The sequence below is a fragment of the Campylobacter sp. US33a genome, assembly GCF_004378855.1.
In the GTDB taxonomy this organism is placed as follows: Bacteria; Campylobacterota; Campylobacteria; order Campylobacterales; family Campylobacteraceae; genus Campylobacter_D.
In genome coordinates this window covers 17,780-41,743 of record NZ_RYYL01000002.1, presented here as the reverse complement: position 1 = coordinate 41,743, position 23,964 = coordinate 17,780, and the positions used below count along the sequence as shown (strand labels likewise).

Here is a 23,964-nt window from a genome sequence, read left to right as displayed (position 1 = left end):
TTTTATTTTTAAATTTAATATAAATCAAACAAAAAATTAAAATACTGCTCAAAATATAAAATTCAAAGGTCTTTTATGAGCGGGGATATTATAAAATTTACCTAAAAATCATAATCATCAAAAACATGAAGCTGATAATAAAGGCAAAAAAAGATATAAATCAAACCTACACAAACACCCGAAACAAAAGTAAAAATCAAAATTAATTTTTTCCAAGTAAAATGAGAAATTTGTTTAAAACAAAAATAAATAAATTTAAAAACAAAGACAAAACCAAACAATACACAAAGCAAAGGCACTAAGGCTAAATGCCCATCTAAAGGCAAGGTAAGCAAGAAAAACACACAAAGACTAAAAGCAATCCCAAAGTAAAAAGTATTTATAAAATTTAAACTTTCTATCTTTAAAATAACTTTTTTCCACACTAAAAATAAAGGGGTATGAATTACCAAAAGATAAAAATAATAAATACTTATGCGTTTAAAAATTTCCGCGCTTGCATGAGAACTAAGCATAGGCACTTCGGAAATATATTTTCTATGCATTAAGATAAGAAACATCATCGAAGCAGGATAAACAAAAAAGATTAAAAAGCCTAAAATAGTCCTTTTCAAATTATTCTTTATGTCTTTCTTTAAGCTTAGCAATCACATCTGAAAAACTTAAATTCGCATCTGCTAACAAAACGCTTAAATGATACATCAAATCAGCTGCTTCACAAATTAGCTCATCTTTGTCTTTAATCGTCGCTGCCAGCGCAGTTTCTACGCCTTCTTCACCGACTTTTTGTGCAATGCGTTTGGTGCCACTTTTAAAAAGTTTTGCAGTGTAAGAAGTGCTTTCATCAGCATTCTTGCGTGAATTTATCAGCTTTTCTAAACGCGATAAAAAGACAAAATCTGCGTTTTTAGAAAGCTTTTCAAAACAAGAAATATCTCCTGTGTGGCAAGTAGGACCCATGGGATTTACTAAAATCAAAAGCGTGTCATTGTCACAATCAAGGCTTAAATCCACTATATTTAAGAAATTTCCACTTTCTTCGCCCTTCATCCAAAGGCGATTTTTAGTGCGTGAAAAAAACACGACTTTTTTGCTTTCTAAGCTTTTTTCCAAAGCTTTTTGATCCATAAATCCTAGCATTAAAACTTCACAAGTTTTTGCATCTTGTATTATGGCAGGTATAAGTCCATCTACCTTTTGCCAATTGATTTTTTCATTTAAATTTTCATAATTTTGCATTTTATATCCTTACGCTTATGCCTTTAGTTTTTAAGTATTGTTTTAATTCTTTAATATCAATGATTTTTTGATGAAAAACAGAAGCGGCTAAAGCTCCATCAACACCTACTTCAAAAGCTTCTAAAAAATGCTCCATTTTTCCAGCTCCGCCACTTGCTATCAAAGGCACTTTGCATTCTTGCTTTACTAAGGCTAATTGCTCTAAATCATAGCCATTTTTAACGCCGTCTTGATTCATCATATTTAGCACGATCTCTCCAGCACCTAAATTTTGGACTTCTTTAACCCACTCTATCGTGCTTTTTCCACTATGCGTGCTTGTCTTTTCATCGCCTGTGTATTTAAATACCTTTAAATTGCCATTTTCATCTTTAAAGCTATCAATGCCAACCACAACACACTGCACACCAAAGTTTTTTGCAAGGCGTGTGATTAAGCTTGGATCATTTAACGCAGGAGAATTGATAGAAATTTTATCCGCACCATTAGCTAAAAGCTCGGCTGCATCTTCTTCGCTTTTAATGCCTCCTGCGACACAAAAAGGAATGTTGATATTTTTAGCCACTTCGCTTACCCAATTTCTTGAAATGCGTTCTTTTCTAGCACTTGCAGCTATATCATAAAATACAAGCTCATCGATACCATTTTGCGAATAACGCTTTGCAAGCTCTATGATATCTCCCATATCTTTATGGTTTTTAAACTGCGTCCCTTTTACTACCCTGCCATCTTTTACATCCAAACATGCAATTATACGTTTTGTAAGCATTTTGTCTTTTCAAATACCTTTCTCTTTGAGATATTTTTGCATTTCTTCATCGCTTTTAATCTTGTCAAATTTAGCTTGAACTTTAGCTTCACTGCCTAGTTTGATTTGCTTATTTATATCATCTATAAATTCTTTAAAATTTGGATTTTTATTAATCAGCATATTTAAAGTTTGTATGTCAAGTTCTCTTTCTTTCGCACTAAGCAAAATCGAAGAATTAAAAATATCTTTTTCAAGCTTTATCACTCCTATGCCAAAGCTTTGATTTAAGCGTCTTAACTCGCTTAAAACTTCACTATCAATTTCTTTTAAAACCACCAAATAACCTTCATTTGCCCAGCTAGAATTACTCACAGCTTGAAAATAGCTTTCTTTTAAATTCGAAAAATTCAAAGTGATTTTAAGCTCGAAAGAAAAAAGTTTATAGCTATTTTGTTTGATATTTTCTAAAAGCGTTATGGTTTCTTTTTCATAATCATCATAAGGAAAATAAACTCCCACAATATCAGGATAATTCCATTTATCTGCGCCACTTTTACCCTTTTTACTTTGCTCGTGATAAATGGTTTTACAATTTAAATTAAAATCTGCGTTTTCATATAAGAATTTTACTAATAATGGGTGCAAATCTCTTTCGTGAAAATTGTTTTTTTCTTGTTTTTCGATGATAATTTCATTTTTATTTCCAAGTTTTAAAAGTTCTTTTTCTCTTTCCTTTAACCAAAAAGTTGTCGGTTTTATGGAAGATTTGATAAAATCAATTTTATCCGTAAGTAGTCTATTCCAAAGTGTTTGAGTAGGTGTTTGCCCTATACTACTAAGTTTTTTATCCAAACCTTTTTCAAGAGCAATTTGCCAAATTTCACTCACACTTAAAGGCTTTTTGGCTTGTTTTAAAACTTCTATAATCAATTCTTTATAAGTTAATTTGCTAGACATTTTATCCCTTCTTCTACGCTAAAAACTCCGTCCAGCAAAGCTTTTCCGACAATTACACCGCTACAAATGCCCTTTAGTTTTTTAAGATCTTCTAAACTCGCCACACCACCGCTTGCTTGTATATGAATTTGTGGGAATTTTTCGTAGATAAATTTATAAAGTAAGACATTTGCTCCTTGCATAGTGCCATCTTTTGAAATATCAGTACAAAGTATATGTTTTAAGCCTTTAGCACTATAAAATTCTAAAACTTCTAAAAGACTTTTATCGCTAGTATCTTGCCAAGCGTTAATGACTATTTTATACTCATCTTTTAAAATCGTATCCAAAGCCAAAACGATGGCTTCGCTTCCAAAACTTGATAAAATTTCCTCGCAAAGCACGGGGTTTGTAATCGCTAAAGATCCAATTACCACGCGTTTTACTCCACTTTCAAGCAAAGCTTTTATCTCAGCTTTAGTACGAATTCCACCACCTACTTGTAAATTCACACTGACCTTACTAGCTAACTTTTCTATCAAAGCAAGTTGTCTTTTGCTCGTATCCTTTGCTCCGCTTAAATCCACCAAATGAAGCCAAGTCGCTCCTGCTTTTTCGTATTCTCTAAATTTCTCCAAAGGATCGTATTTATAAACTTTTTTTTGCTCATAATCGCCTTTTACAAGACGTACCACTTCTCCGTCAATTAAATCAAGTGCGGGGATTAACATGTCATATCCTTAATGAAATTTAAAATCAACTCTTCGCCCGCTTCACCGCTTCTTTCAGGGTGAAATTGCACGCCATAAAAATTGTCTTTTGCTAAAGACGCACTAAATTTCACTCCATACTCGCTTGATGCGATAGTGTAATCATTTAATGCTATGCAGTAACTATGCACGAAGTAAAAATAAGCCCCATTTAAGCCTTTAAAAAGTGGGTGCGTGCTTGAAACTTCATTCCAACCCATGTGTGGCAAAGAGTATTCTTTTGGCAAATCAAATTTTTGTGTTTTAAAAGGCATAATTCCTAAAGTTTTTTGATCGAGCTCTTCGGAAAAATCTCCCAAAATTTGCATTCCTAAGCAAATACCAAGTAAGGGTTTTTTGGTATTTTTTAAAAAATCTATTAAATTAAAACTTTCTAAATTACTCATTGCCTTTGCTGCGGTACCAACCCCTGGTAAAAAAAGCTTATCCGCATTTTCTAAATCTTTTAAATCTCTGCTGATTTTAGCATTAAATCCTAATCTATCAAGACAAAATTTAAGTGAAGCTAAATTCGCACAAGCTGTATCGATGATAACTAGTTTCATATTACCCCTTCAGGATTTGTAAAATTTTTATACTCATATCTTAAAGAATCGATACTTATAAAATTTTCATTCTTAAAAATATAAAAATAACTCCAGCCATTATGATTTTCTTTGTTTAAATATTTTGCTGCCATTTTATGTATGCTTAAAATTTCGTTCTCATCACTTACTTTATTACCATTGACTAAATAACAAATATAATTTTTATTTTTATCATAGAATTTTTCATTTTCACTTAAAAATCCAGCATTCAAAAGCTCTTCTAAGCTTACTTTTGGGGGTTTTGTTTCGAGTTCGTTTCTAGTAATTTCATTGTCAATTATATTTATTTGTCTAATTCGAGATTCTGCTATTTTAACATAAAATTTCTCTTGCTCTATACCTATATAATATCTCCCTAATTTTTTAGCAATAGCTCCTGTGGTTCCTGTGCCAAAAAAAGGATCTAAAATTAAATCCCCTTTTTTTGTACTTGATAAGATTATTTTTTCAAGCAAAATTTCGGGTTTTTGAGTAGAGTGAATTTTTTTACCATCTATTCCTTTTAATCTTTCATTCCCTATGCAGATTCCTATATTCCAAACCGATTTTTCTTGTTTGTTGTTATTTAAAAATTTCATAGTTTTATAATTAAAAGTATATTTTGAATTTTTATGTTTAGAACACCAAATAAGAGTTTCATGGGAATTGCAAAATCTCGTCCCTTTAAAATTTGGAACAGGATTTGGTTTGTTCCAAATAATATCATTTAGAATCCAAAAGCCCAAATCTTGCATTATATATCCTAGTCTAAAAATATTTTGAAAAGATCCTATAACCCAAATACTTGCATCGTCTTTTAAAATTCGTCTACATTCGCTAAGCCAAATTTTACAAAAATCATCATAGGCTTTTAAAGATTCAAATTTATCCCAATCATCATTTACACCACTAAAAACTTCGCCATTGGTTCTTAAAAGTTCACCTTGTGTTTGCATAAAATAAGGTGGATCTGCAAAAATCAAATCAATGCTTTTATCCGGAATGGTTTTTAAAATTTCTAAACAATTACCTTGTAAAATAATATCTTTTTGCATTATTGTAAACCTTTTAAGTTTTTACCTGTTGGAAAAAGTTCTTTTCTAAGTTCTACAAATTCTTCTTTGTTGGAAAGTAGCTTTTGTATTAATTTTGGATAATTTTTCTTAGTTTTTAAAAGTGCATTTTTTATTTCTTCGCTTATATCAAAATCTGGAACATTTAAAATATCCTTACTTCTTTCTTGTTTGTTTTTCTTAAGATGTGAAATAAGTTCATTGTAAATATCTATTCTTTGAAAAAGATTTTCAAACAATTCTTTTCCATAGAAAATAAAAATGTCAACTTTTTCATCTGTATTGTTGTTAATTTGTTCTTCATAAAATTTTTTATTTTTCTTTAAACTATCATCACTAAACCACATACAAGCAATAATGCGATAATTTGGGAATTTTTGTTTTAAAGTTTTGATTTTTTTAATTAAATTTGCATATTGCCCTCGTTTTTTTGTACTATCATGATCATCTCTAATTTTTTGTTCAATAAGGTAAATATTATGTTCATCATTGAAAACTTGATCGGCATTAAGTTTATTATTTTCTTCATCAAATCCTATATTTTTATCTAGTGCTTTATATCCCATTTCAATAATATATTCACTTAAAATCTCTTCTATAAAATCACCAAATTTAATTTCACAACTTTGAGTTATATTTTGTATTAGTTTTGTTTTAGCATTTGTAATCCTAAATAATCCTATATAGCGTTTAGGGTTATTTAGCACTGTAAGTAGAATTTCATAATTTAAATCTTCACCAAAAATTTTTGTGTCAAGTTTATTTTTAAAATTTTGATAAGTCATATCACTCCCTTGGAGCTGGCTAAATTTTCGCTTTCTATTTTTACTGCCATTTTCAAGGCTTTTGCAAAAGCTTTGAAAAGTCCTTCGGCTTTATGATGATCGTTTTTACCTTTGACTTTTAAATGCAAACTCACTCCCATAGAATAGCTTAGTGAATAAAAGAAGTGTTCTATCATTTCTGTGCTTAACTCGCCTAATTTTTCTTTTTTAAATTTAGCTTTATAGACTAAATGTGGGCGGTTGCAAAAATCCATCGCACAACTTGCCAAACACTCATCCATAGGTAAAACAAAACCATATCTTGCTATGCCTATTTTATCGCCTAAGGCTTTTTTTATGGCACTTCCTAAGGCTAAAGCTACATCTTCAACGCTGTGGTGCTCATCAATCTCCAAATCGCCCTTGCAAGAAATTTCAAGTCCTATCCCGCCATGCACTGCGATTTGTTCAAGCATATGATTAAAAAATGGCACTCCTGTATCAATAGCCACTTTACCACCATTTAAACACACTTTAACGCTGATATTTGTTTCTTTAGTGACACGCAAAATACTTGCAGTGCGAAAAGAATTTAAAATCTCTTGCTCTATTTCTTTCCAACTCAAATCGCCATATTTTAAACCACAAATACCCAAATTTGAAGCTAAGATCATATCAGTATCACGATCACCTATGACAAAACTTTGTTCTTTATCATATAAATTATACTTAATATAATCATCAAGCATTGCGGTTTTTGGCTTTCTGCACTCGCAATTTTCATTTTCAAAATGCGGACAAATGAAAATATCTTTAAACACAATTTCACAACTTTGCAAAATATCTAGCATTTTTTGATGTGCTATTTCAAAGTCTTCCTTAGGAAAACTTTGTGTTCCAAGGCCGTCTTGATTTGAAACAAGCACAAATTTAAAACCAAAATTTTTAAGTTTTAAAAGCACAGGAATAGCATCTTTTTCAAAGCGAAGTTTTTCAAGACTATCGATTTGAAAATCGCTTTTTGGCTCTTCTATGATCGTGCCATCTCTATCGATAAAAAGGATTTTTTCACTCATTTTAAACTTTCTAAACGAAACGAAACAGCGTTTTTATGTGCGTCTAAATGCTCGTTCACAGCTAAAATTTCAACACTTTTTCCTAAATTTAAAAAGCCTTCTTTGCTAAGCTCTTGCACGCTCATTCTTTTACTAAAATCTGCCAAACCTAAACTAGAATGCGTTTTTGTAAGCCCATAAGTTGGCAAAACATGATTGGTCCCGCTTGCATAATCTCCCATGGATTCTGGGCTTAATTCGCCTAAAAACACTGATCCTGCGTGTTTGACTTTACTTAAAAGTTCGCGTGGATTTTGTGTTTGTATGATTAAATGCTCCGGTGCGTAAAGATTTGAAATTTCTAAAGCTTGATTTAAATCTTTTGCAATGATAATTCTTGAATTTGCTATGCTTTTACTTGCTAGTTCTTTTCTTGGTAAGTTTTCAAGCTGTAAGCTTACTTCATCGCTTACCTTTTGTGCAAATTCATTGCTTAAGCACACTAAAATCACTTGAGAATCTGCTCCATGTTCAGCTTGTGAAAGCAAATCACTAGCCACAAATTTCGCATTAGCCTTTTCATCCGCGATAACTAAAACTTCACTAGGTCCTGCTTGCATATCAATGGCTGCTCCTGATAAATCGCTACTTACTTGGCGTTTTGCTTCGGTTACAAAGGCATTTCCTGGTCCAAAAATTTTATCTACTTTTAAAACGCTTTTTGTCCCATAAGCAAGTGCTGCTATGGCTCCTGCACCGCCCATTTGATAAATTTCATCTACACCACAAAGTTTGGCACAAAAAAGTGTCGCATCACTTATTTTAGCCGGACTTGCTAAAACTACTTTTTCGCATTTTGCAATTTTAGCTGGAATTGCTAGCATTAAAACGGTTGAAAATAAAGGTGCTAAGCCCCCTGGTATATAAAGTCCTACTTTTTCGATAGGGCGCGTTAAAACTTCGCATTTAACACCTTTAGTGGTTTCAACGGAGATTTCTTGTGGAATTTGCGCTTCGTGGAATTTTTTAATATTTTCATAGGCTACCAAAATAGCATCTTTTAGATCCTTGCTTAAACGAGTACTTGCAATTTCTAGTTCTTCTTCGCTTATTTTTATGCTTGAAATTTGAGTTTTATCAAATTTTAAAGCTTGCTCTATCAAGGCTTCATCGCCTTTAAGCCTTACTTCTTCGATGATAGAACTTACAATTTTCGAAATTTCATCTTTTGCTGCTATTGCAGGGCGTTTTAAAACTTCTTGTTTTTGGACTTCATTTAATTCATTAAAATTTATTATTTGCATTTTTTTCTCACTTTAACATTTTTTCTATTGGTAAAACTAAAATCGAACTCGCACCTTCCTCTTTTAAGGCTTCCATGGTTTCCCAAAAAAGATTTTCTTTACTTACCATATGCAAAGCCACATTTTTTTCATCATGTGCTAAAGGTAAAATGGTTGGTTTTTCTACGCCTGGTAACAAAGCTTTGATTTTATCAAGTTTTTCTTTTGGAGCGTGTAGCATAATGTATTTGCTTTCTCTTGCTTGCATTACTCCTGCAACTCTAAGCATAATCTTATCCACTAAGGCTTGTTTTTCATCGCTTAAAGCACTAGATCTTTGTATCAAACATGCACGAGATTCGTAAATGACTTTAACTTCTTTAAGATTATTAGCTTGTAAAGTCGCACCGCTTGAGACTAAATCACAAATCGCATCAGCTAAATTTGCCCTTGGCGCAACTTCCACAGAGCCTGTAAGCATACAATTTTTATAATTAATATTATTTTCTTTCATAAAGCGTTTTAAAAGCTGTGGATAAGAAGTGGCGATTCTTAAATTTTCAAAATCTTTTAAACTATCAAATTTTTTCTCTTGTGGCAAGGCAAGTGAAAGCCTACAATAACCAAAATCAAGCTTTGTCAAAAGCTTATAATTTATTTCTTCGCCTAAGCTTTTTCGCTCCAACTCATTTTCTTCTAAAACATTTTCCCCTATGATACCAAGATCGACAACGCCGTCAAAAACAAGTCCTGGTATATCATCATCTCTAACGCGTAAAATGTCTATGGGTAGATTAGTCGCAAAAGCTATAAGACTTTGCTCATGAATATGCATTTTAATCCCGCATTTGTTTAAAAGTTCTATAGATTCTTTTGAAAGTCTGCCTGATTTTTGTATGGCAAGACGCAAACGAGAATTTTCTTGCATATTTGTTCCTTGCTAATAAAATAAAAAATTATATTATCATAAGTATTTGAATTTTAAGCAAGAGTTTTTAAAATTGCACGAATTTAATTTCTTAAAATAACTTTTAGTATTTATTTTTCAAAACAAAATTGAAATTTTAATACCCACTGTGTGATTATGGGTTTTCTAAAACCTTTAGTATTTTAAACATTTTGTTCTTTTTGGCATAATACAAAGCATCTTTTCCTTTGTGATCTTTGATATAAATATCTGCACCATTTTCTACAAGAATTTTAACAATTTTGGCATATTCTGGCGTATCATCGCCCAAAATAACCACTTCCAAAAGTGCTGTCCAACCAAGATTATTGATATGATTTACTTCTACGCTAGTATTTTTAAGCAAAAATTCAACAACTTCAACATGTCCTTTTTCACAAGCAGGTATCAAGGCATTTCCACCGTAACGATTTAATGGTTTTATAGCGTCTGCTTTTGTATAAATGATTTTTAAAATTTCAAGCTGCCCAGTTGCTCCGGCATATAAAAACGGAGTATTTTTATAATCATCTTGAAGATTCACATCAGCACCGTTTTTAAAAAGCATTTCAACCATTTTAATATTGTTATTATATGTTGCAACCATGATAGGACTTTGTTTTTTCTGATTTTGGATATTAATATTTACACCTTGTTTGATGAGTTGTTCCAATCGTTTTATGTCATTATTATAAACAGCGTCAAATAAAGTTTTTTCCATATCTGTTCCAAATAAAGTGCTCAGAAAAAACAGTGCAACAAAAATAATTTTCATTTTTAAGTCCAGCTTTGCATAAATAATATAAGTATATTTGAAAGAAGAAAGAAAATCCTAGCTCTTTGCTAGGATTAATTAAGCTACAAATTCAATAAAAGCCATTTCGGCTGCGTCGCCACGGCGAATTCTTGTTTTGATGATTCTTGTATAACCACCATTTCTTTCTTTGAATTTTGGAGCTATTTCTGTAACAAGCTTGTTCGTTGCATTTTTATCTTGCAAAGAAGCAAAAACTGCCCTATGCGCGTTAAAGTCTCCAAGTCTTGCTCTAGTAATTAATCTTTCTACATAGCCTCTTAATTCTTTAGCTTTTGGTAAAGTTGTTTCGATTTTACCGCTATTAACTAAAGCTATAGTTAAATTTTTTAACAAGGCAGCACGATGAGATGAAGTTCTACCAAGTTTTCTATATCCGTGTTTATGTCTCATTCTTTATCCTTCGTTTTGTGCTTTTAATTCATCAATTTTTTTCTTAAGCAAATCTTTATTATCGCTAAGTTTAGAAGTCCCCACAGGAAAACCTATGCTTTCCATAATGCTTTTAATTTCATCTAAAGATTTTTTGCCTAAATTTTTAAGTCCAGCAAGCTCATTTACACTCATCAAAGCAAGTTCGCCTATATAAACAATTCCTGCTTTTTCAAGACAATTAAAACTTCTTGCACTTAAATTTAAATCCGTAATATTTTGCAATAATTTCGCATTCTCAATGTCATTATTTGAAGCTTGACTTTTTAAAACATTGTGTATATTGGTGATTTTATCAAATACCGATAATTGCTTATACATTGCCTCTAAAGCATGTTCAAAAGCTTTATTAGGTGTAATTTGTCCATCAGTTGTAATGGTAAAAACCACTTTTTCATAATCTGGATTATCTTCAAACAATACCTTTTCAAGATCATACACAGCTTCTCTAACTGGAGTAAAAAAAGCATCTAAAGCAATGAAATTAGCATCAGTCAAAGTATTTCTAATTTCTTCACTTGGAACATAGCCTATACCTTTTTCTACAATTACAGTGAATTTTAAATCAGCATCTTCATTAATAGTCGCGAGATAACTATCAGCATTTACAACTTCAACAAGCTCATTTTGCAGATCTTTGCCATAAATTTCTTTTGGTCCTTTAAAATGAAACTCTATTGTTTCTTTTTCAGAATCGTTTTTTAATTTAAAACGAAGTTTTTTAAGATTAATAATAAAAAGAGCCACATCTTCAAGCATACCACGCATACTATCAAATTCATGAGTCACACCATCAATATGCACCGCTGTTGGCGCATAACCTATGGTACTAGTATAAAGTAAGCGACGAAGTGGATGGGCTAAAGTAATGCCATAGCCAATTTCAAAAGGCCAAGCACTGATCTTGGCCACATTATCGCTGATATTTTCTATAGTAAATTCTGTCGGTGTATAAGCAGATGTTGTAATATATCTCATATTCAACTCCTTTATTATTTAGAATAAAGCTCAACGATAAATCTTTCCTCTACTGGAATGACAACTTCTTCTCTTTCAGGTTTTCTAGTGAAAATTCCAAATCTTTTATCTTTTTCCACATCCACCCAAGCAACGATTCCAGTTTGTGCAGTAAGTTCGATTGCTCTTGTAATTTGAGGATTATTTTTACTTTTTTCTATCACTTCAATTTTCGCACCAGCTTCTACTCTAAAGCTAGGGATATCCACTCTTTTTCCATTAACTAAAATGTGTCCATGAGTTACAAGTTGTCTTGCAAAACGACGAGTAGTAGCAAAGCCCATTCTATAAACTACATTATCAAGTCTTTGCTCTAAAAGTTGGATGAGTAAAACCCCTGTATTTCCATCTTTTCTAGCAGCTTCTGCAAAAAGTCTTCTAAATTGTTTTTCGCTCACGCCATACATAAATTTAGCTTTTTGTTTTTCTCTTAATTGAAGTCCATACTCACTGATTTTACCTTTTCTTGCTCCGTGTTGTCCTGGTGCATAAGGGCGTTTGTCAAGTGCGCTTTTTCCTGCTAGCCTTCTTTCTCCTTTTAATGCCAAGCTAACACCAAAGCGTCTTTCTAATTTTTCTACTGGTCCTCTATATCTTGCCATAATTAATTCTCCTAATTTTTATCTTTTCTTAGACACGACGACGCTTAGGCGGTCTGCAACCATTATGAGCTAATGGAGTAATATCTTTTAAGAAAGTTACTTTGATTCCTTCCATAGCACCTACGCTTTTTACAGCGGTTTCTCTGCCGCTTCCTGGTCCTTGCACTTTAATGCCTACTTCTTTAATTCCGTGTTCTTTTGCTTTATTTAAAGCATCTTCTACTGCTTGTTGTGCTGCATAAGGAGTTGATTTTTTAGAACCTTTAAATCCTAAACCACCTGCACTACTCCAAGCGATAGCATTTCCCATTTCATCTGTAACTGTTACCATGGTATTGTTAAAAGTCGCACTAATATAAACAATACCCTTTGCTATATTTTTTTTAACTACTTTTTTCTTTACAATTTTTCTTTTTGCCATTTCTTATCCTTATGATTTTGCACCAACAGTTTTTCTCTTACCTTTTCTAGTTCTTGCGTTTGTTTTTGTTTTTTGTCCGCGAACTGGTAAGCCTTTTCTGTGTCTTAAGCCTCTAAAGCTTCCTAAATCCATAAGTGCTTTGATATCCATAGCAACTTGCTTTCTTAAATCCCCTTCAACCATATAGTTTTCTTGGATTTCTTTTCTGATAGCTGCTGCTTCATCTTCGCTTAACTCATGCACTCTTTTATCATAAGAAATGCCTGTTTTGTCTAAGATTTTTCTTGAAGTAAAAAGTCCTATACCATAGATATAGGTGAGTCCATATTCAATTCTTTTTTTCTTTGGTAAATCCACACCTGCAATACGAGCCATGTTTATCCTTGTCTTTGTTTATGTTTTGGATTTTCGCAAATAATGCGAACTACGCCTTTACGGCGAACTACTTTGCACTTGTCGCACATCTTTTTAACCGATGGTCTCACTTTCATGAGTTCTCCTTAAAATAAATTCCACTTGATTTACGACTGCATCAGGTTTTATGAATAACCAACTATTTTTAAAATAAGTGGTGAATTTTAAAAATACCTCTTCATATAGTTCGATACATTTTGTCGCAAAAATGCTAATTTTATCTAAAAAAAACTTTTAAATAACTTAGACTTTTATTTATATCTAAAAGTAATGCGTCCCTTATCTAAGCTATAAGGCGTAAGCTCCACCTTCACTTTATCACCTGGCATTATTCTAATATAATGCATACGCATTTTACCTGCAATATGGCACAAAATCACATGCTTGTTATCAAGCTCCACCTTAAAAGTTGCATTAGGCAAAGCCTCAACAACGGTGCCATCTATTTCAATAACATCGTCTTTAGCCAAATTTTCTCCTTTCATAAAAAATACAAAGCTAAGATTATACCAAAAAATCTTTGAATTTATGAAAAATTAATTTTGCAAATAATCTTTTAAAATCATTTCAAGTTTTGATTTTAAATTTATCGGTTTTAGAATTCTTATATAAGGTATCCATTGTTTTACCATGTTTAAGAGTTCATCATCATAGGAAAAATACACTTTTAAAGTATAACTTTGCTCATCTTCATCGATAAATTCAAAATTGTGCAAAATATTTTTTCTAAAAAAATACTCCTTGGCACTTTTGCTAAGCCTTATAATGGCTTCTTTGCTATCATCTAGCCAGATATTTTTATCATTTAAAATTTGATTTATAAATTCTTCTTTTAGAATAAAGCTTTTTGAAGTAGTGGATAAATCTTTAATTTTGCTTATACTAAAATGTTTTAATTTATTATTTTCATCAGCTATTAAATACCAAATTCCTTGATAATTTATAAGTTTATAGGGCTTAACCTCCCTTTGCTTCTCTTTATAAGTAAAAGTGATTATGAAATTTTTTAAAATAGCCACGCTGATTTTTTCAAAACTTTCATAATCAATCTTTTCAAAACCATCATTTTTTACCATAAAAATGCCATTTATCTTAGAACTTAGCAAATCCGTTACAAAGCGTTCATCAAGCTTAGGATAAAGCTCTCTAATGCCACTTAGCATAGCAAAATTTTGTATATCTTTGAAACTAAGCTTGCCGAGTGCAAAAGATTCTAAAAAATATTTTCCATTTTCTTTTTTAATAGGCATAAAGGAAAGCCTTTGGTTTAAATCTCTTTGTATGGTTCTAATGTCCACATTAAACTCACTTGCTAACTCTTCTAAACTAAAGCTTCCTCCATCATTAAAACGCATTAAAATTTGTGCTAAACGCACTGCAAGTTTATCGTGTGCCATATATTATCTTTGTTTATATTTTAAACGATTCGTCACTCGCCATAAAATTATCAAATTCTTCTCTTGTTACAAATAAATCATTGACACCATATACACTAGCTAATTTTATAATGCTTTGATTTGCTTTATCATAATTTTCTTTATTTAAAGCATTTTGTAGCTCATTGAAACTCGTTTCGCCCATATTTTGCAAATTTATCGTATAATCTGCGATATATTTTTCCAAATTATCAAGATTTTCCATCATTTTAGGCATAATTACATCATATACTCTTTCGATTTCTTCTCTTCTTTGTTTAGCCATATTAGCTACAGCACAAATTCCAAAAAATGCATTGATAGTCAAATCTATAGTTTTTGAAAACAAAATAACAGCTACAGAGCAAACAAATATTGAAATTCCAATTGACAAAATACCCGCTATGGTTTCACCTAAAATTAGCTTTAGCTTATTTGAGATTTCTGCTTCTAATGCAACTGCAAATACAGTCATAACTGCTGAAAATAAAGATTTAAGAATGGTTTTGATAAGTTCTGCGTAGTTTGTGATTTTTCCAGTTATATAAGAATAAATCGCATTCCATATTGATTTTGCTGCATTTCTAATATTGGTCCAAAGATATTTTAATTGCCCGCCTATCTTTTTAAAAAATTGCGATATTATAGTTACTAAACCATCAATCATCCCAAAACTTGCACCTCTTGCATAAGAATCTGAACCTTTTTTAATCACTTCAGTGATTATCCTTTTAATTCTAGTGCTAAAATCTTGTGAATTATTATCTAAAAATTCATCTTTAATTTCCCATAAAACACCACTTGCAAAAGTGCTAAGCACAACACTTGCCGCATCACTTATTCCTGTTTGATGGATATTATTCAATGTTTCTTTGGCTTGATTTTTTAAAGCATTTTTCATAGGCTCGTTGGTATCTGTATGATTTTTATCTTTCTTATCGCCTTTTACATATCCTGCTTCTTCTTTATTAGAACCCATTTTAAGTTTGCTAAATTTTTCTTCATATTCTTTTAAGGTTTCTTTATTTTTTTCTGAGGGATGTTTTTCAAAATTTAGCTTTGCTTGTTCTAATTTTTCTTTAGCGTTATTATAGGCATTTTCATCCACTCTTACGCTATCTACTCCTTCAAAATACCTATTATATTTGTTGCTAAATATATTATCATTTACAGCTTTTAGTTGCTCTGTGGTAATATTGCCATTTTTATCAATTATAACAACATCAACTAAATTGTGATTTGTGGTGGCATATTTCATTAATTTTTCATTTTTTGCTATTGCCTTTATTTCTTCTGAACTATAATTTGCTAAAATATTTTCTTTTCTTTCTTGGCTATATTTACCACCAATTTCTTCATTATTATAAACCGCTTTAATATCAGCTAGTTCATCTGTAGTAAAGCTTCTTTCTCCTGTTTTATAATAAGTGTTTTTAATATTTTCTTTTCCCACTTCTAAGGTTTCAAAAGACTGCCCAAAACCATTTGGATTATCGCCATGTTGCTTTATGGTTTTTTGTGTATTTGTAGTGTGTTTTGCACTCTCCACCATTGCTCCATAAGAATTTAAATCAAAAATATTTAAATCGAGTCTTGCTAAGCTTTGTGTGCCTAGTTGATCAATTAATTCATCAAATAATAATTTCTTATTCATTTTATTCTCCTAAATTTAAGAGGTGAAATCACCTCTTATAAACTTTGAATTTCTTTACTTAAATCTTTTGCTGTTTGCACGGCTTTTTTAAATTCCTCATTGACTTCACCTTCTTCAGTTAAAACATTAACTTTGCATATTCCGCTAATAGCCTTAACCAAATTTACAATATATTGCGTATATGATTTTTCTCCATTACTATATTTAGAATAATCATTTTCTCTAATAACCATTGATTTAAAAGTGCTCAATTCATTTGATAGTATTCCATCTAATTTTTGAATCATTTCTAAAGAATTCACAACAATAGTCTCAATGGCATTTGTAGCTACTGTTGCAGTATCCATTTCTCGTGCTGCTGTTTTAGCTTTTGCCAAATTACTTCTTGCATCATCTAAAGCTTTTTCTCCTATTTTTGAATATAAAAATCCTCCTACAGCCAAGACGGGTGCAGCCACTATACCACCCAAAACCGCCATTCCTCCAGCCATACCAAAACCTCCAGCAGCTAAACTTCCACCACCAAGCCAAGCCAAAGTAGCATTTGTAGCCGCTGCTCCACTTAAAGATGCTATTGCTGTTCCTGTTGAGGCACTAGCAAGCATTCCAACGCTTCCGTATGCTCCAATTCCAGCTAGCGCTCCAGCCCCTAAAGACGCTATTCCACCTCCTGCTAATTCTGTAAAACTTACTACACTTTCTCTAGTAAATTCAACAAATTCTTGAATATTAAAATTTAAATCATCTTTTGAAAAATCTTGCGTTTCAACATTTTTCATTTTTGAAAAAATTTCTACGAATTCTTTAAAAGAATTTTGATGAATATGCAATTTGGCTTTACCTAAATTTTCTAAAGAATTTTCTGCGTCACTTCTTGCTTGTTCTAATTTTTCTTTTGAATAATTAAATATACTCTTTGCACTATCATTTATAGAGTTAGCTTCAGACTTATCTTTGAAACCATCATAAGCTTTTTTTGCGCCAAAAGCACCTGTTGCTAATGCTATACCACCTAAAATAAATGGAACTGCCATTTTAATTCTCCTTATTTAAAAAATTAATTCTATATTTTTTCTCTATATTAAATTTTTCTTGTAATGAATTGCAGATTTTTATATTTTCATTATAAAAATCAATTTTACTCATTTGTTTAGAAAAACATTTTTCATACAATTCATCCACTCTACAAACTAAAGGGCGAGTATGATAAATTTTGCAAGTATTATCATTTTGCAAATTCATACAAACGCCATTTTGATTAAATTCCTTTAACTCATCTACTTTGCCTATATTTTTACAACACGCTCCACAAGACGTGCAAGGAAAAATTTCATTTTTCATTATTTTTTACTTTTTCAAAACCTCCTATTATTGAATTAATATTAATACCTTTGGGTTTTGCTTTGTATAATTGTCTTAAAAAAGCTATTTGTATCACTAAAGGCATTGTTACCCTATAAGCAGGACCTGCTAAATCTATAGCAGTCCAAGCCCCAGTAATCGCCCAACCTATAGGACCTGTGAATATAGTAGCAACACGCCCTAGTGCAGTACCAGCAAGAATGGAACCACCAGTAATTATAGGCGGTATGCAACCTACACCCATAAGAATAGTTCTATTTATCACAAAAGGTATTATTAGACTTTGTTTTATTAAAATTTGCAAACTTGCCATTAAAGCTTGTCTATCAAAATTGGTTAGCTTTAAATCTAATTCTTGAGAGATTGTTTTTATATCCTCTTGACTCATTTTATCTAAAGAAGTTTCCAAAATTTTCATAAAAAGATTTGTTTCTATGAGTTCGGTATCGGCTTTTCTGTTGTAATTAACTTTATATTTATCAGCCACATCGCACAAAATTTCTTTGTATAAAACTCCGCTTCCTCTAAAAACGTTCACAAAACTATTTCCACCAAATCTTTGAATTTCTTCTAAAATAAGTTCTAAATATTTTTGATGATTTGGATAATGTGTTTTATAAAGCCCACTAATGCTTAAAAGCTCCGTCCACCTTGCAGAACCATCTTTATCGTGCGTTATGATACTTACTAGATCATTTAATTCTTCATTTTTTAATTCTCTTGAAAACTCTAAATCTATATCAAATTTATAAGCCATTCTCTCTCCTTAAAAAATTCCGTAAAATTATACCCCCCCCCGCCGCCATAAAAAGTCAATAAATTTTTTAACACAAGGTTAAAAAATTTTAATCAAAACTTTAAAAAGGTAGGACTTGGGAAATCCATAAAGATTTTTCTCTCATCAACTCATCTTTTTCTTTAAACGCCTTGCGAATTTGCTTATCTAACTTTTCCTCTTTTAATGCAAAATACAAACTAGAGATAAGAAACATAGGCATAAAAATCCTAGAAATTATTTGCATTGTTTGTTCTTTCATGGTATTTTTACCGCAAAATCCACATAAGCTAACAAACAAATTTACATGTCTTTAAGCCTTTCTTTGTCTTTTTCCTCTAAGTCAAATTCCTCAAAATCACGATAATTTAAAGCATTTTTCACTTCAAAATCTTTTTTGAAATTCACAAATTCTTTATCATTAAAATAACTTGAAAATTGAGTATTTAAAAGTTCAAAATTTTGATAAATTTATTTTAATTTTTCTCGCATTTAACCCCCTAATCCATCTTATTTATATCTTGTAATTGGAACAAAGCACTATCAAATCTAAATTTCATAGTACAAAATCTCCAGTTAATTTTCAACGCCGTTTCATCATTTTCAAGATATTTATCGCCATATTCCATAAAAGCTTCCATTGTGGTGCCTATTTGGATAAGCTTTTCCTTTTTTAAATCGCTAAATAAATGATCTTTCATATTATGAATGACTTCTGCATCGTATTTATAAGCTTTTCTAAATTCTAAAAATTTAGGATCATTTAAATAGCTAGGATAAATTTTCTCCATCTCTTCGTATTGCTTGATGACCTTTCTAAGTGCGATAAGATCCTTAAAAATGAATTCATTCCAAGTATTTTTAATACCTTGATAAATTTTGCCACTACAAGCACCTAGTGCGATTCCACCTAAAGCTAAAACTAATTTTTTCATTTTTTCTCCTTTGTAATTTTGTAAATTAAAATTAAATTAAGTACTACAAAAAGTATATAAAGTGCCACTACGCTATAACTTCCGCTTAAATCTAAAAGCATAAAAGCTAAAATCACGCCCCAAAATATACTCCCAAATACAATCCAAAACACCCCATGAGCAAACAAAGCCACTACGCTAATTAAAACTCCCAAAATTCCTACAATAATCATTTTTGCTTTGCTAAAATTTTGCTTATTCTTCTGTGTATCTCTCTATTTAGGGCATAAATAAATGATGTGTATTTATTTTTGATTTCGTAAAAAGCTTCTAAGGCTTTTAAATTTTTAGCCCGCCTAATGATTTCTTCTAAGTCATCTTTAAATTCTAAATTTATATTTTTTAAATCATAGCTAACATCATCTGTGTATTTTGCTTTGAAATTTAAAAACTCTTTATCTTTTAAATCTTGCAAAAAAGGCTTGCTGTATTTATCTAAAAGATAAAACAAATCAATAATTCTTTCACTATTATTGTTAAGTCTTTTTTCATTAAGTTTTTCTTTGTTTAAACTTTCTTCACTAAAGTTTTCTTCGTCTTTTGTCGTGTTTTCAAAAAAATTGCCTAAATTCTCATCGCAATCGCCTTGTTCTTTTTGGCATTGTTTATCATACCACTTCTTAAGTCCATAGCCACAAGCACCTAGTGCAACACCGCCTAAAAATAAAGTTAATTTATTCATTTTTTCTCCTTGATTTTGATTTCAAGAAGAAGTATAAAATAAGCTTGCGACAGCTTGTGTCATTTGAAAAAATTATTAGAAAAATTTATTGTAAGAAAAAAGAAGTGATTAAGCTTGCCGAATTTGACAAGCTTAATAAAAGATTTTTTTAAGATCGTTTGTAGAATTTAAAGCATTAGCAAAATCAGTATCAATCCCCATCGCAATGATGCTTGCTAGCTCGCCTAAAATGCCTTTAAGCTCCTCTCTTTTATCTTCAACATAAGCCAAAACACCTTCGTAGCCATATTTTTGCAGTATTAAAAGCGGATTTGAAATTTCAAATTCAAAAAGTTTTTGTCCCACATAAACATTAAAAGCATTATCAAAAAGTGCCGTGCCCATAAAAGAACAATTTTGTATGAACTGCGATATATTTGCATCCAAAGTGCCTTTTTGACTTTCATCTAAATTCGTATCATATGTGCTAATACTTGTATGAATTTTCCTTAAAGCAAGATCTAAAACTTGCAAAGCTCCGATAAAATCATTCGCATCATTGATTTGCGTACAAATTTGACTCGCCTTAAATTCACCCACAGCCTGCACTTTTCCCAAATGCTGCTCTAAAATTTTTAATTCTTTACTCATTATTTATCCTTCAACATGCATTTGGCATTTATAAGCACTTTTCATTCCTTTTTTAAAAGCTCACTAATCCAAACCACAAGATCATTGCTCAAAGAATTTAAGGTTTTATCAAAGGCAGCAACAACACTTTGTATATTTTGATTATCCACCTCGGTTCTATAATCAAAAAATCTCTGTCCAAGCAAAGTCTTATCTTGCGCCCTTATCAAACTCACGCTCATTTTAAGCCACACAAAATTATCATTATCATCAAATACTTGTTCAAAATTATCCATTCTGCTTTCTAGGATATAATCTGGCGAAATTAAACTGTTTTTATTAATCACCGCTTCAAAAATACCGCTATTTTGCAGTTTATGCGTCATAAATGAATAATAACTCATAGTAAGCGGGCTTTCCCACATATGAAATGCGTAGCTGTTAAGTTCGTTCTTTTTGAGATAATATATTTGATTGCTTTGTAAATAAAGTGGACTTTGTGGCATCAAAATTTTAATTTTAAAACGGGTTTGAGTCAAAGTTTCTGTAGCCAAAAGTTCATCAGAATTTAAAATGAATTTAACCGAAGGAGGATTGATTTCTTTTTGACTAAAAGAACAAGCACTTAAAAAAAGTGCAAAAATACAAAGTAAAATTTTTCTCATCTTTTCTCTCCTGGAGCTGGGTTTTTAGAACTTTTTTTAAAAAGCAAATCCGAAGGACTTTGCTCAAGATTTCTAATAAATTCATTGCTTTGCACCAAAAGCCTTCGTAAAAGCTCTAAATTTACACCTAAATCGTATTTAATTTCATCATATTCATCAAATTTGGTTGAAATCTTTTGTGAAAGATTATTAATAGCGTTGGCACTTTTTTCGATAGAATCTAAAGTTTGATTGAATTTTTCGTGATTTGCTGTTTTTTCGATTGCTTTTGCCATTTTGCTGATATCTTCACTGGCGTTGATGATTTTTTGCGTCATTACTTTAGTATCTTTATTTAAAGTCTTACTCACACTTGCCAAATTTTCAAGTGCAATGGAAAGATTTTTCAAATTTTGATCACTTAGTAAAACTTTTGTTTTATTATCAGCAGTTTCAACTAAAGAAAAAAGTTTGCCACTTTGCCTATCAAAAGTGCTTAAAAAACTTTCTTTGATTTTAATGGTAGCGATATTTTTATCACTTGTTTTCAAAAAAGGTGCTTCATTGCTCCCGCCTTGTAATTGTATGAATTTAAGTCCCGTAATGCCTTGAAATTGTAAATTTGCATAAGTATCTTCTTTGATAGGAGTTCCTTTTTTGACTTTGATCAAAATACTCACACCTATACCTTCTTTAGTGTCGATATTAATCTCTTCAACACTACCAATCTCCACCCCCAAAAACCTTACCGGAGCTTTAATCCCGAGTCCTGCGACGGATTCCTGAGTGTAAATTTGATAATACTCAAATTCTTGTTTTTGAGAAAAGCCACTCATCCACATCACAAAAAAAATGCCTGCAAAAAACACTCCAAAAACAAAAAATCCTACAAAAAAATAATTCGCCCTATTCTCCATAATCTACCCCATAAATCTTTGAAAAAGCCGTTCATTTTGCTCTCTTAACTCCTCATAAGTCCCACAAAATGCAATTTTTTTCTCTTCTAAAATAATAAAACGATCGAGTAAATTTCCCATACTCTCCTTATCGTGCGTAACTAAAATGATATTTAAATCAAAACTTTGCTTGAGTTTTAAAATAAGCTCATCAAATTCGCGGCTACTATGTGGATCAAGCCCCGAAGTTGGCTCATCTAAAAAAAGTAATTTGCTATCAAGTGCCAAAGCTCTAGCAATAGCCACGCGTTTTTTCATGCCGCCACTTAACTCGCTAGGATATTGCGTTAAAACACTCTCATCCAAGCCTACCATTTTTAATTTCATTCTTACAAGCTCATTGATGGTTTGTGAGTTTAATTTTGTATATTCTTTTAAAGGTATGGCTATGTTTTCAAACACAGAAAAAAAGCTAAATAAAGCACCAAATTGAAAAACCACTCCCCATTTTTGTCGCAAATTTAAAGCATCTTTTTCGCTAATATTTTTTAATCTTGTACCAAGAATTTCATACTCTCCACCATCAAAATGCTCCAGAAGCAACATTTGCTTTAAAAGCACGGATTTTCCGCTCCCACTTCCACCTAAAATGCCAAAAATTTCGTTTTCTCTTACTTCAAAACTTACTCCATCATGCACTAGCTTTTTGCCAAAACGCGTGATGATATTTTGTGCTTTAATGATCATTTAAATCCCCATTTGCGTTAGCACAACAGAAAATAAAGCATCAAAAGCTATAACCCAAAAAATAGCATTTACAACACTTTTTGTCGTGTAAATTCCTATACTCTCTGTGGTATTTTTTACTTCAAAGCCTCTAAAACAAGCGATAATGCCTATTAAAAACCCAAAAATAGGTGCCTTGATAAGCCCTATAATAATATGCTTTAGTTCCACTGCTTCTTTAAAACGGCGCATAAATTCATTATAATTAATATCTAAATTTAAATCAGCAATAATCATTCCACCCAAAATACTCACAGCATCAGCAAGAGCAACAACTAAAGGCATCGCAACAACTAGAGCTAAAATTCTTGGCAAAATGATAAATTCACTTGATTTAAAACCCATAGTATTCATCGCATCAATTTCATCGGTGATTTTCATCACTCCAATTTGTGCCGTATAAGAACTTGCGCTCCTACCCGCAATTACAATAGCGGCAATTAAGGGAGCGATCTCTCTAGTGGCTGAAATTCCAGTTAGATCAACGATGAAAATATTTGCCCCAAATTGTTCGAGTTGATAAGCAGCCTGATAAGCTAAAACAACCCCAACTAATAAAGAAGTCAAAGCCACTATAGGCAAAGCTCTGAAGGCTGAGTATTCTATGTGATATAAAAAAGAAATAAAGCGGATTTTCTTAGGTTGAAATAAAGTATAAAATAAAGTATAAAAAATCATACCGCTAAAAGCTATGAATTTTTGAAAAGTTTTTAAATTTTGTATGCAAAAATTCCCTAATCGATAAAAAAAATCACTCCAAACAAGCTTATCTTTTTTCAAAGGCACAAAGCGTGTGTAATTTTTCTCGCAAAGCTCAAAAAGGCTTTGAAATTGGGGACGAAGATTGCTTTTTTGGGTGTTAATACTTTGAAGTTTTAAATCATGTTCTAAAGCAAGAAAAAAGCAAACTCCAGCCATATCAATGTCTTCTAAATTTTCAAAATTTAAGATTAAATTTTGTTTTGAAATTTGACTTAAAATATCTTTTGGATTTAAATTTGCAATAGAGTTTTTATCCCAAATTCCAAAAACCATAAGCTCGTCGTTTTGCTCTTGTTTTTGAAATTTGAAATTCGCACTCATT

Annotated in this window: 32 protein-coding genes and 1 pseudogene; all 33 read right to left on the bottom strand. The window is 31.4% G+C overall.

Annotated features, from left to right (window positions below; genetic code table 11):
- Positions 1-48: 48 nt before the first annotated feature.
- A pseudogene (locus ELQ16_RS01370) lies at positions 49-614 on the bottom strand (hypothetical protein).
- 1 nt (position 615) lies between these two features.
- Complete coding sequence (gene hisIE / locus ELQ16_RS01365) at positions 616-1,239, bottom strand: bifunctional phosphoribosyl-AMP cyclohydrolase/phosphoribosyl-ATP diphosphatase HisIE (protein WP_134237787.1); 624 nt, start codon at positions 1,237-1,239, stop codon at positions 616-618.
- 1 nt (position 1,240) lies between these two features.
- Positions 1,241-2,008, bottom strand: a complete 768-nt coding sequence (gene hisF, locus ELQ16_RS01360) for an imidazole glycerol phosphate synthase subunit HisF (protein WP_134237786.1) — start codon at positions 2,006-2,008, stop codon at positions 1,241-1,243.
- Positions 2,009-2,017: 9 nt separating this feature from the next.
- Positions 2,018-2,947: an HTH domain-containing protein gene (locus tag ELQ16_RS01355; RefSeq protein ID WP_134237785.1), complete on the bottom strand. Its 930-nt coding sequence runs from the start codon at positions 2,945-2,947 to the stop codon at positions 2,018-2,020.
- Positions 2,932-3,657 carry a 1-(5-phosphoribosyl)-5-[(5-phosphoribosylamino)methylideneamino]imidazole-4-carboxamide isomerase gene (gene hisA / locus ELQ16_RS01350; RefSeq protein ID WP_134237784.1) on the bottom strand — a complete coding sequence of 242 codons (726 nt, stop codon included), beginning with the start codon at positions 3,655-3,657 and terminating at the stop codon, positions 2,932-2,934. Before hisA ends, ELQ16_RS01355 begins: the two co-directional genes overlap by 16 nt.
- Positions 3,651-4,241, bottom strand: a complete 591-nt coding sequence (hisH, locus tag ELQ16_RS01345; RefSeq protein WP_134237783.1) for an imidazole glycerol phosphate synthase subunit HisH — start codon at positions 4,239-4,241, stop codon at positions 3,651-3,653. The genes hisA and hisH overlap by 7 nt, the downstream gene beginning before the upstream one ends.
- The gene (locus ELQ16_RS01340) at positions 4,238-5,317 is read right to left on the bottom strand and encodes a site-specific DNA-methyltransferase (RefSeq protein WP_134237782.1); all 1,080 of its coding nucleotides are present in this window, start codon (positions 5,315-5,317) and stop codon (positions 4,238-4,240) included. Before ELQ16_RS01340 ends, hisH begins: the two co-directional genes overlap by 4 nt.
- Entirely contained in the window at positions 5,317-6,120 is an 804-nt protein-coding gene (locus ELQ16_RS01335; protein WP_134237781.1) for an HpyAIV family type II restriction enzyme, read from the bottom strand. Before ELQ16_RS01335 ends, ELQ16_RS01340 begins: the two co-directional genes overlap by 1 nt.
- On the bottom strand, positions 6,117-7,175 hold the full coding sequence (gene hisB, locus ELQ16_RS01330) for a bifunctional histidinol-phosphatase/imidazoleglycerol-phosphate dehydratase HisB (protein WP_134237780.1): 1,059 nt from the start codon (positions 7,173-7,175) through the stop codon (positions 6,117-6,119). Before hisB ends, ELQ16_RS01335 begins: the two co-directional genes overlap by 4 nt.
- On the bottom strand, positions 7,172-8,458 hold the full coding sequence (gene hisD / locus ELQ16_RS01325) for a histidinol dehydrogenase (RefSeq protein ID WP_134237779.1): 1,287 nt from the start codon (positions 8,456-8,458) through the stop codon (positions 7,172-7,174). Before hisD ends, hisB begins: the two co-directional genes overlap by 4 nt.
- 7 nt (positions 8,459-8,465) lie before the next feature.
- Positions 8,466-9,365 carry an ATP phosphoribosyltransferase gene (hisG, locus tag ELQ16_RS01320; RefSeq protein ID WP_134237778.1) on the bottom strand — a complete coding sequence of 300 codons (900 nt, stop codon included), beginning with the start codon at positions 9,363-9,365 and terminating at the stop codon, positions 8,466-8,468.
- Between the two features lie 154 nt (positions 9,366-9,519).
- The gene (locus tag ELQ16_RS01315) at positions 9,520-10,104 is read right to left on the bottom strand and encodes an ankyrin repeat domain-containing protein (protein WP_134237777.1); all 585 of its coding nucleotides are present in this window, start codon (positions 10,102-10,104) and stop codon (positions 9,520-9,522) included.
- 132 nt (positions 10,105-10,236) lie between these two features.
- Positions 10,237-10,590 carry a 50S ribosomal protein L17 gene (gene rplQ, locus ELQ16_RS01310; RefSeq protein ID WP_134237776.1) on the bottom strand — a complete coding sequence of 118 codons (354 nt, stop codon included), beginning with the start codon at positions 10,588-10,590 and terminating at the stop codon, positions 10,237-10,239.
- A gap of 3 nt (positions 10,591-10,593) precedes the next feature.
- A complete protein-coding gene (locus tag ELQ16_RS01305) occupies positions 10,594-11,607 on the bottom strand; it encodes a DNA-directed RNA polymerase subunit alpha (protein WP_134237775.1) in 1,014 nt (337 codons plus the stop codon).
- A gap of 14 nt (positions 11,608-11,621) precedes the next feature.
- On the bottom strand, positions 11,622-12,248 hold the full coding sequence (gene rpsD, locus ELQ16_RS01300) for a 30S ribosomal protein S4 (protein ID WP_087725074.1): 627 nt from the start codon (positions 12,246-12,248) through the stop codon (positions 11,622-11,624).
- A gap of 28 nt (positions 12,249-12,276) precedes the next feature.
- Positions 12,277-12,669: a 30S ribosomal protein S11 gene (gene rpsK, locus ELQ16_RS01295; RefSeq protein WP_002779544.1), complete on the bottom strand. Its 393-nt coding sequence runs from the start codon at positions 12,667-12,669 to the stop codon at positions 12,277-12,279.
- A gap of 9 nt (positions 12,670-12,678) precedes the next feature.
- Positions 12,679-13,044 (bottom strand): 30S ribosomal protein S13, encoded by a 366-nt coding sequence (gene rpsM / locus ELQ16_RS01290; RefSeq protein WP_002779545.1) that lies wholly within the window; start codon positions 13,042-13,044, stop codon positions 12,679-12,681.
- A 2-nt stretch (positions 13,045-13,046) separates the two neighbouring features.
- On the bottom strand, positions 13,047-13,160 hold the full coding sequence (gene rpmJ / locus ELQ16_RS01285; protein ID WP_002781429.1) for a 50S ribosomal protein L36: 114 nt from the start codon (positions 13,158-13,160) through the stop codon (positions 13,047-13,049).
- 174 nt (positions 13,161-13,334) lie between these two features.
- Positions 13,335-13,553 carry a translation initiation factor IF-1 gene (gene infA / locus ELQ16_RS01280; RefSeq protein WP_134237774.1) on the bottom strand — a complete coding sequence of 73 codons (219 nt, stop codon included), beginning with the start codon at positions 13,551-13,553 and terminating at the stop codon, positions 13,335-13,337.
- Positions 13,554-13,619: 66 nt separating this feature from the next.
- On the bottom strand, positions 13,620-14,480 hold the full coding sequence (locus ELQ16_RS01275; RefSeq protein WP_134237773.1) for a YafY family protein: 861 nt from the start codon (positions 14,478-14,480) through the stop codon (positions 13,620-13,622).
- 13 nt (positions 14,481-14,493) lie between these two features.
- Positions 14,494-16,152, bottom strand: coding sequence for a hypothetical protein (locus ELQ16_RS01270; protein WP_134237772.1), 1,659 nt, complete (start codon positions 16,150-16,152; stop codon positions 14,494-14,496).
- A gap of 35 nt (positions 16,153-16,187) precedes the next feature.
- A complete protein-coding gene (locus tag ELQ16_RS01265; protein ID WP_208335051.1) occupies positions 16,188-17,186 on the bottom strand; it encodes a hypothetical protein in 999 nt (332 codons plus the stop codon).
- Position 17,187: 1 nt separating this feature from the next.
- Complete coding sequence (locus ELQ16_RS01260) at positions 17,188-17,493, bottom strand: YkgJ family cysteine cluster protein (protein WP_134237771.1); 306 nt, start codon at positions 17,491-17,493, stop codon at positions 17,188-17,190.
- Positions 17,483-18,271: a DUF3944 domain-containing protein gene (locus tag ELQ16_RS01255; protein WP_134237770.1), complete on the bottom strand. Its 789-nt coding sequence runs from the start codon at positions 18,269-18,271 to the stop codon at positions 17,483-17,485. The genes ELQ16_RS01260 and ELQ16_RS01255 overlap by 11 nt, the downstream gene beginning before the upstream one ends.
- 100 nt (positions 18,272-18,371) lie before the next feature.
- Positions 18,372-18,536 carry an ABC transporter permease gene (locus ELQ16_RS01250; protein WP_243832559.1) on the bottom strand — a complete coding sequence of 55 codons (165 nt, stop codon included), beginning with the start codon at positions 18,534-18,536 and terminating at the stop codon, positions 18,372-18,374.
- A gap of 253 nt (positions 18,537-18,789) precedes the next feature.
- Positions 18,790-19,224, bottom strand: coding sequence for a hypothetical protein (locus ELQ16_RS01245; RefSeq protein WP_134237769.1), 435 nt, complete (start codon positions 19,222-19,224; stop codon positions 18,790-18,792).
- Positions 19,221-19,436 carry a hypothetical protein gene (locus ELQ16_RS01240; RefSeq protein WP_134237768.1) on the bottom strand — a complete coding sequence of 72 codons (216 nt, stop codon included), beginning with the start codon at positions 19,434-19,436 and terminating at the stop codon, positions 19,221-19,223. Before ELQ16_RS01240 ends, ELQ16_RS01245 begins: the two co-directional genes overlap by 4 nt.
- Entirely contained in the window at positions 19,433-19,945 is a 513-nt protein-coding gene (locus ELQ16_RS01235) for a hypothetical protein (protein WP_134237767.1), read from the bottom strand. The genes ELQ16_RS01240 and ELQ16_RS01235 overlap by 4 nt, the downstream gene beginning before the upstream one ends.
- 132 nt (positions 19,946-20,077) lie before the next feature.
- Positions 20,078-20,575 (bottom strand): flagellar FLiS export co-chaperone, encoded by a 498-nt coding sequence (locus tag ELQ16_RS01230; protein WP_134237766.1) that lies wholly within the window; start codon positions 20,573-20,575, stop codon positions 20,078-20,080.
- Between the two features lie 41 nt (positions 20,576-20,616).
- Positions 20,617-21,219, bottom strand: a complete 603-nt coding sequence (locus ELQ16_RS01225; RefSeq protein ID WP_134237765.1) for an ABC-type transport auxiliary lipoprotein family protein — start codon at positions 21,217-21,219, stop codon at positions 20,617-20,619.
- Positions 21,216-22,115: an MlaD family protein gene (locus tag ELQ16_RS01220; RefSeq protein WP_134237764.1), complete on the bottom strand. Its 900-nt coding sequence runs from the start codon at positions 22,113-22,115 to the stop codon at positions 21,216-21,218. Before ELQ16_RS01220 ends, ELQ16_RS01225 begins: the two co-directional genes overlap by 4 nt.
- Positions 22,116-22,118: 3 nt before the next feature.
- Positions 22,119-22,841, bottom strand: coding sequence for an ABC transporter ATP-binding protein (locus ELQ16_RS01215; protein ID WP_134237763.1), 723 nt, complete (start codon positions 22,839-22,841; stop codon positions 22,119-22,121).
- Positions 22,842-23,963 carry an ABC transporter permease gene (locus tag ELQ16_RS01210; protein ID WP_134237762.1) on the bottom strand — a complete coding sequence of 374 codons (1,122 nt, stop codon included), beginning with the start codon at positions 23,961-23,963 and terminating at the stop codon, positions 22,842-22,844.
- Position 23,964: the final 1 nt, after the last annotated feature.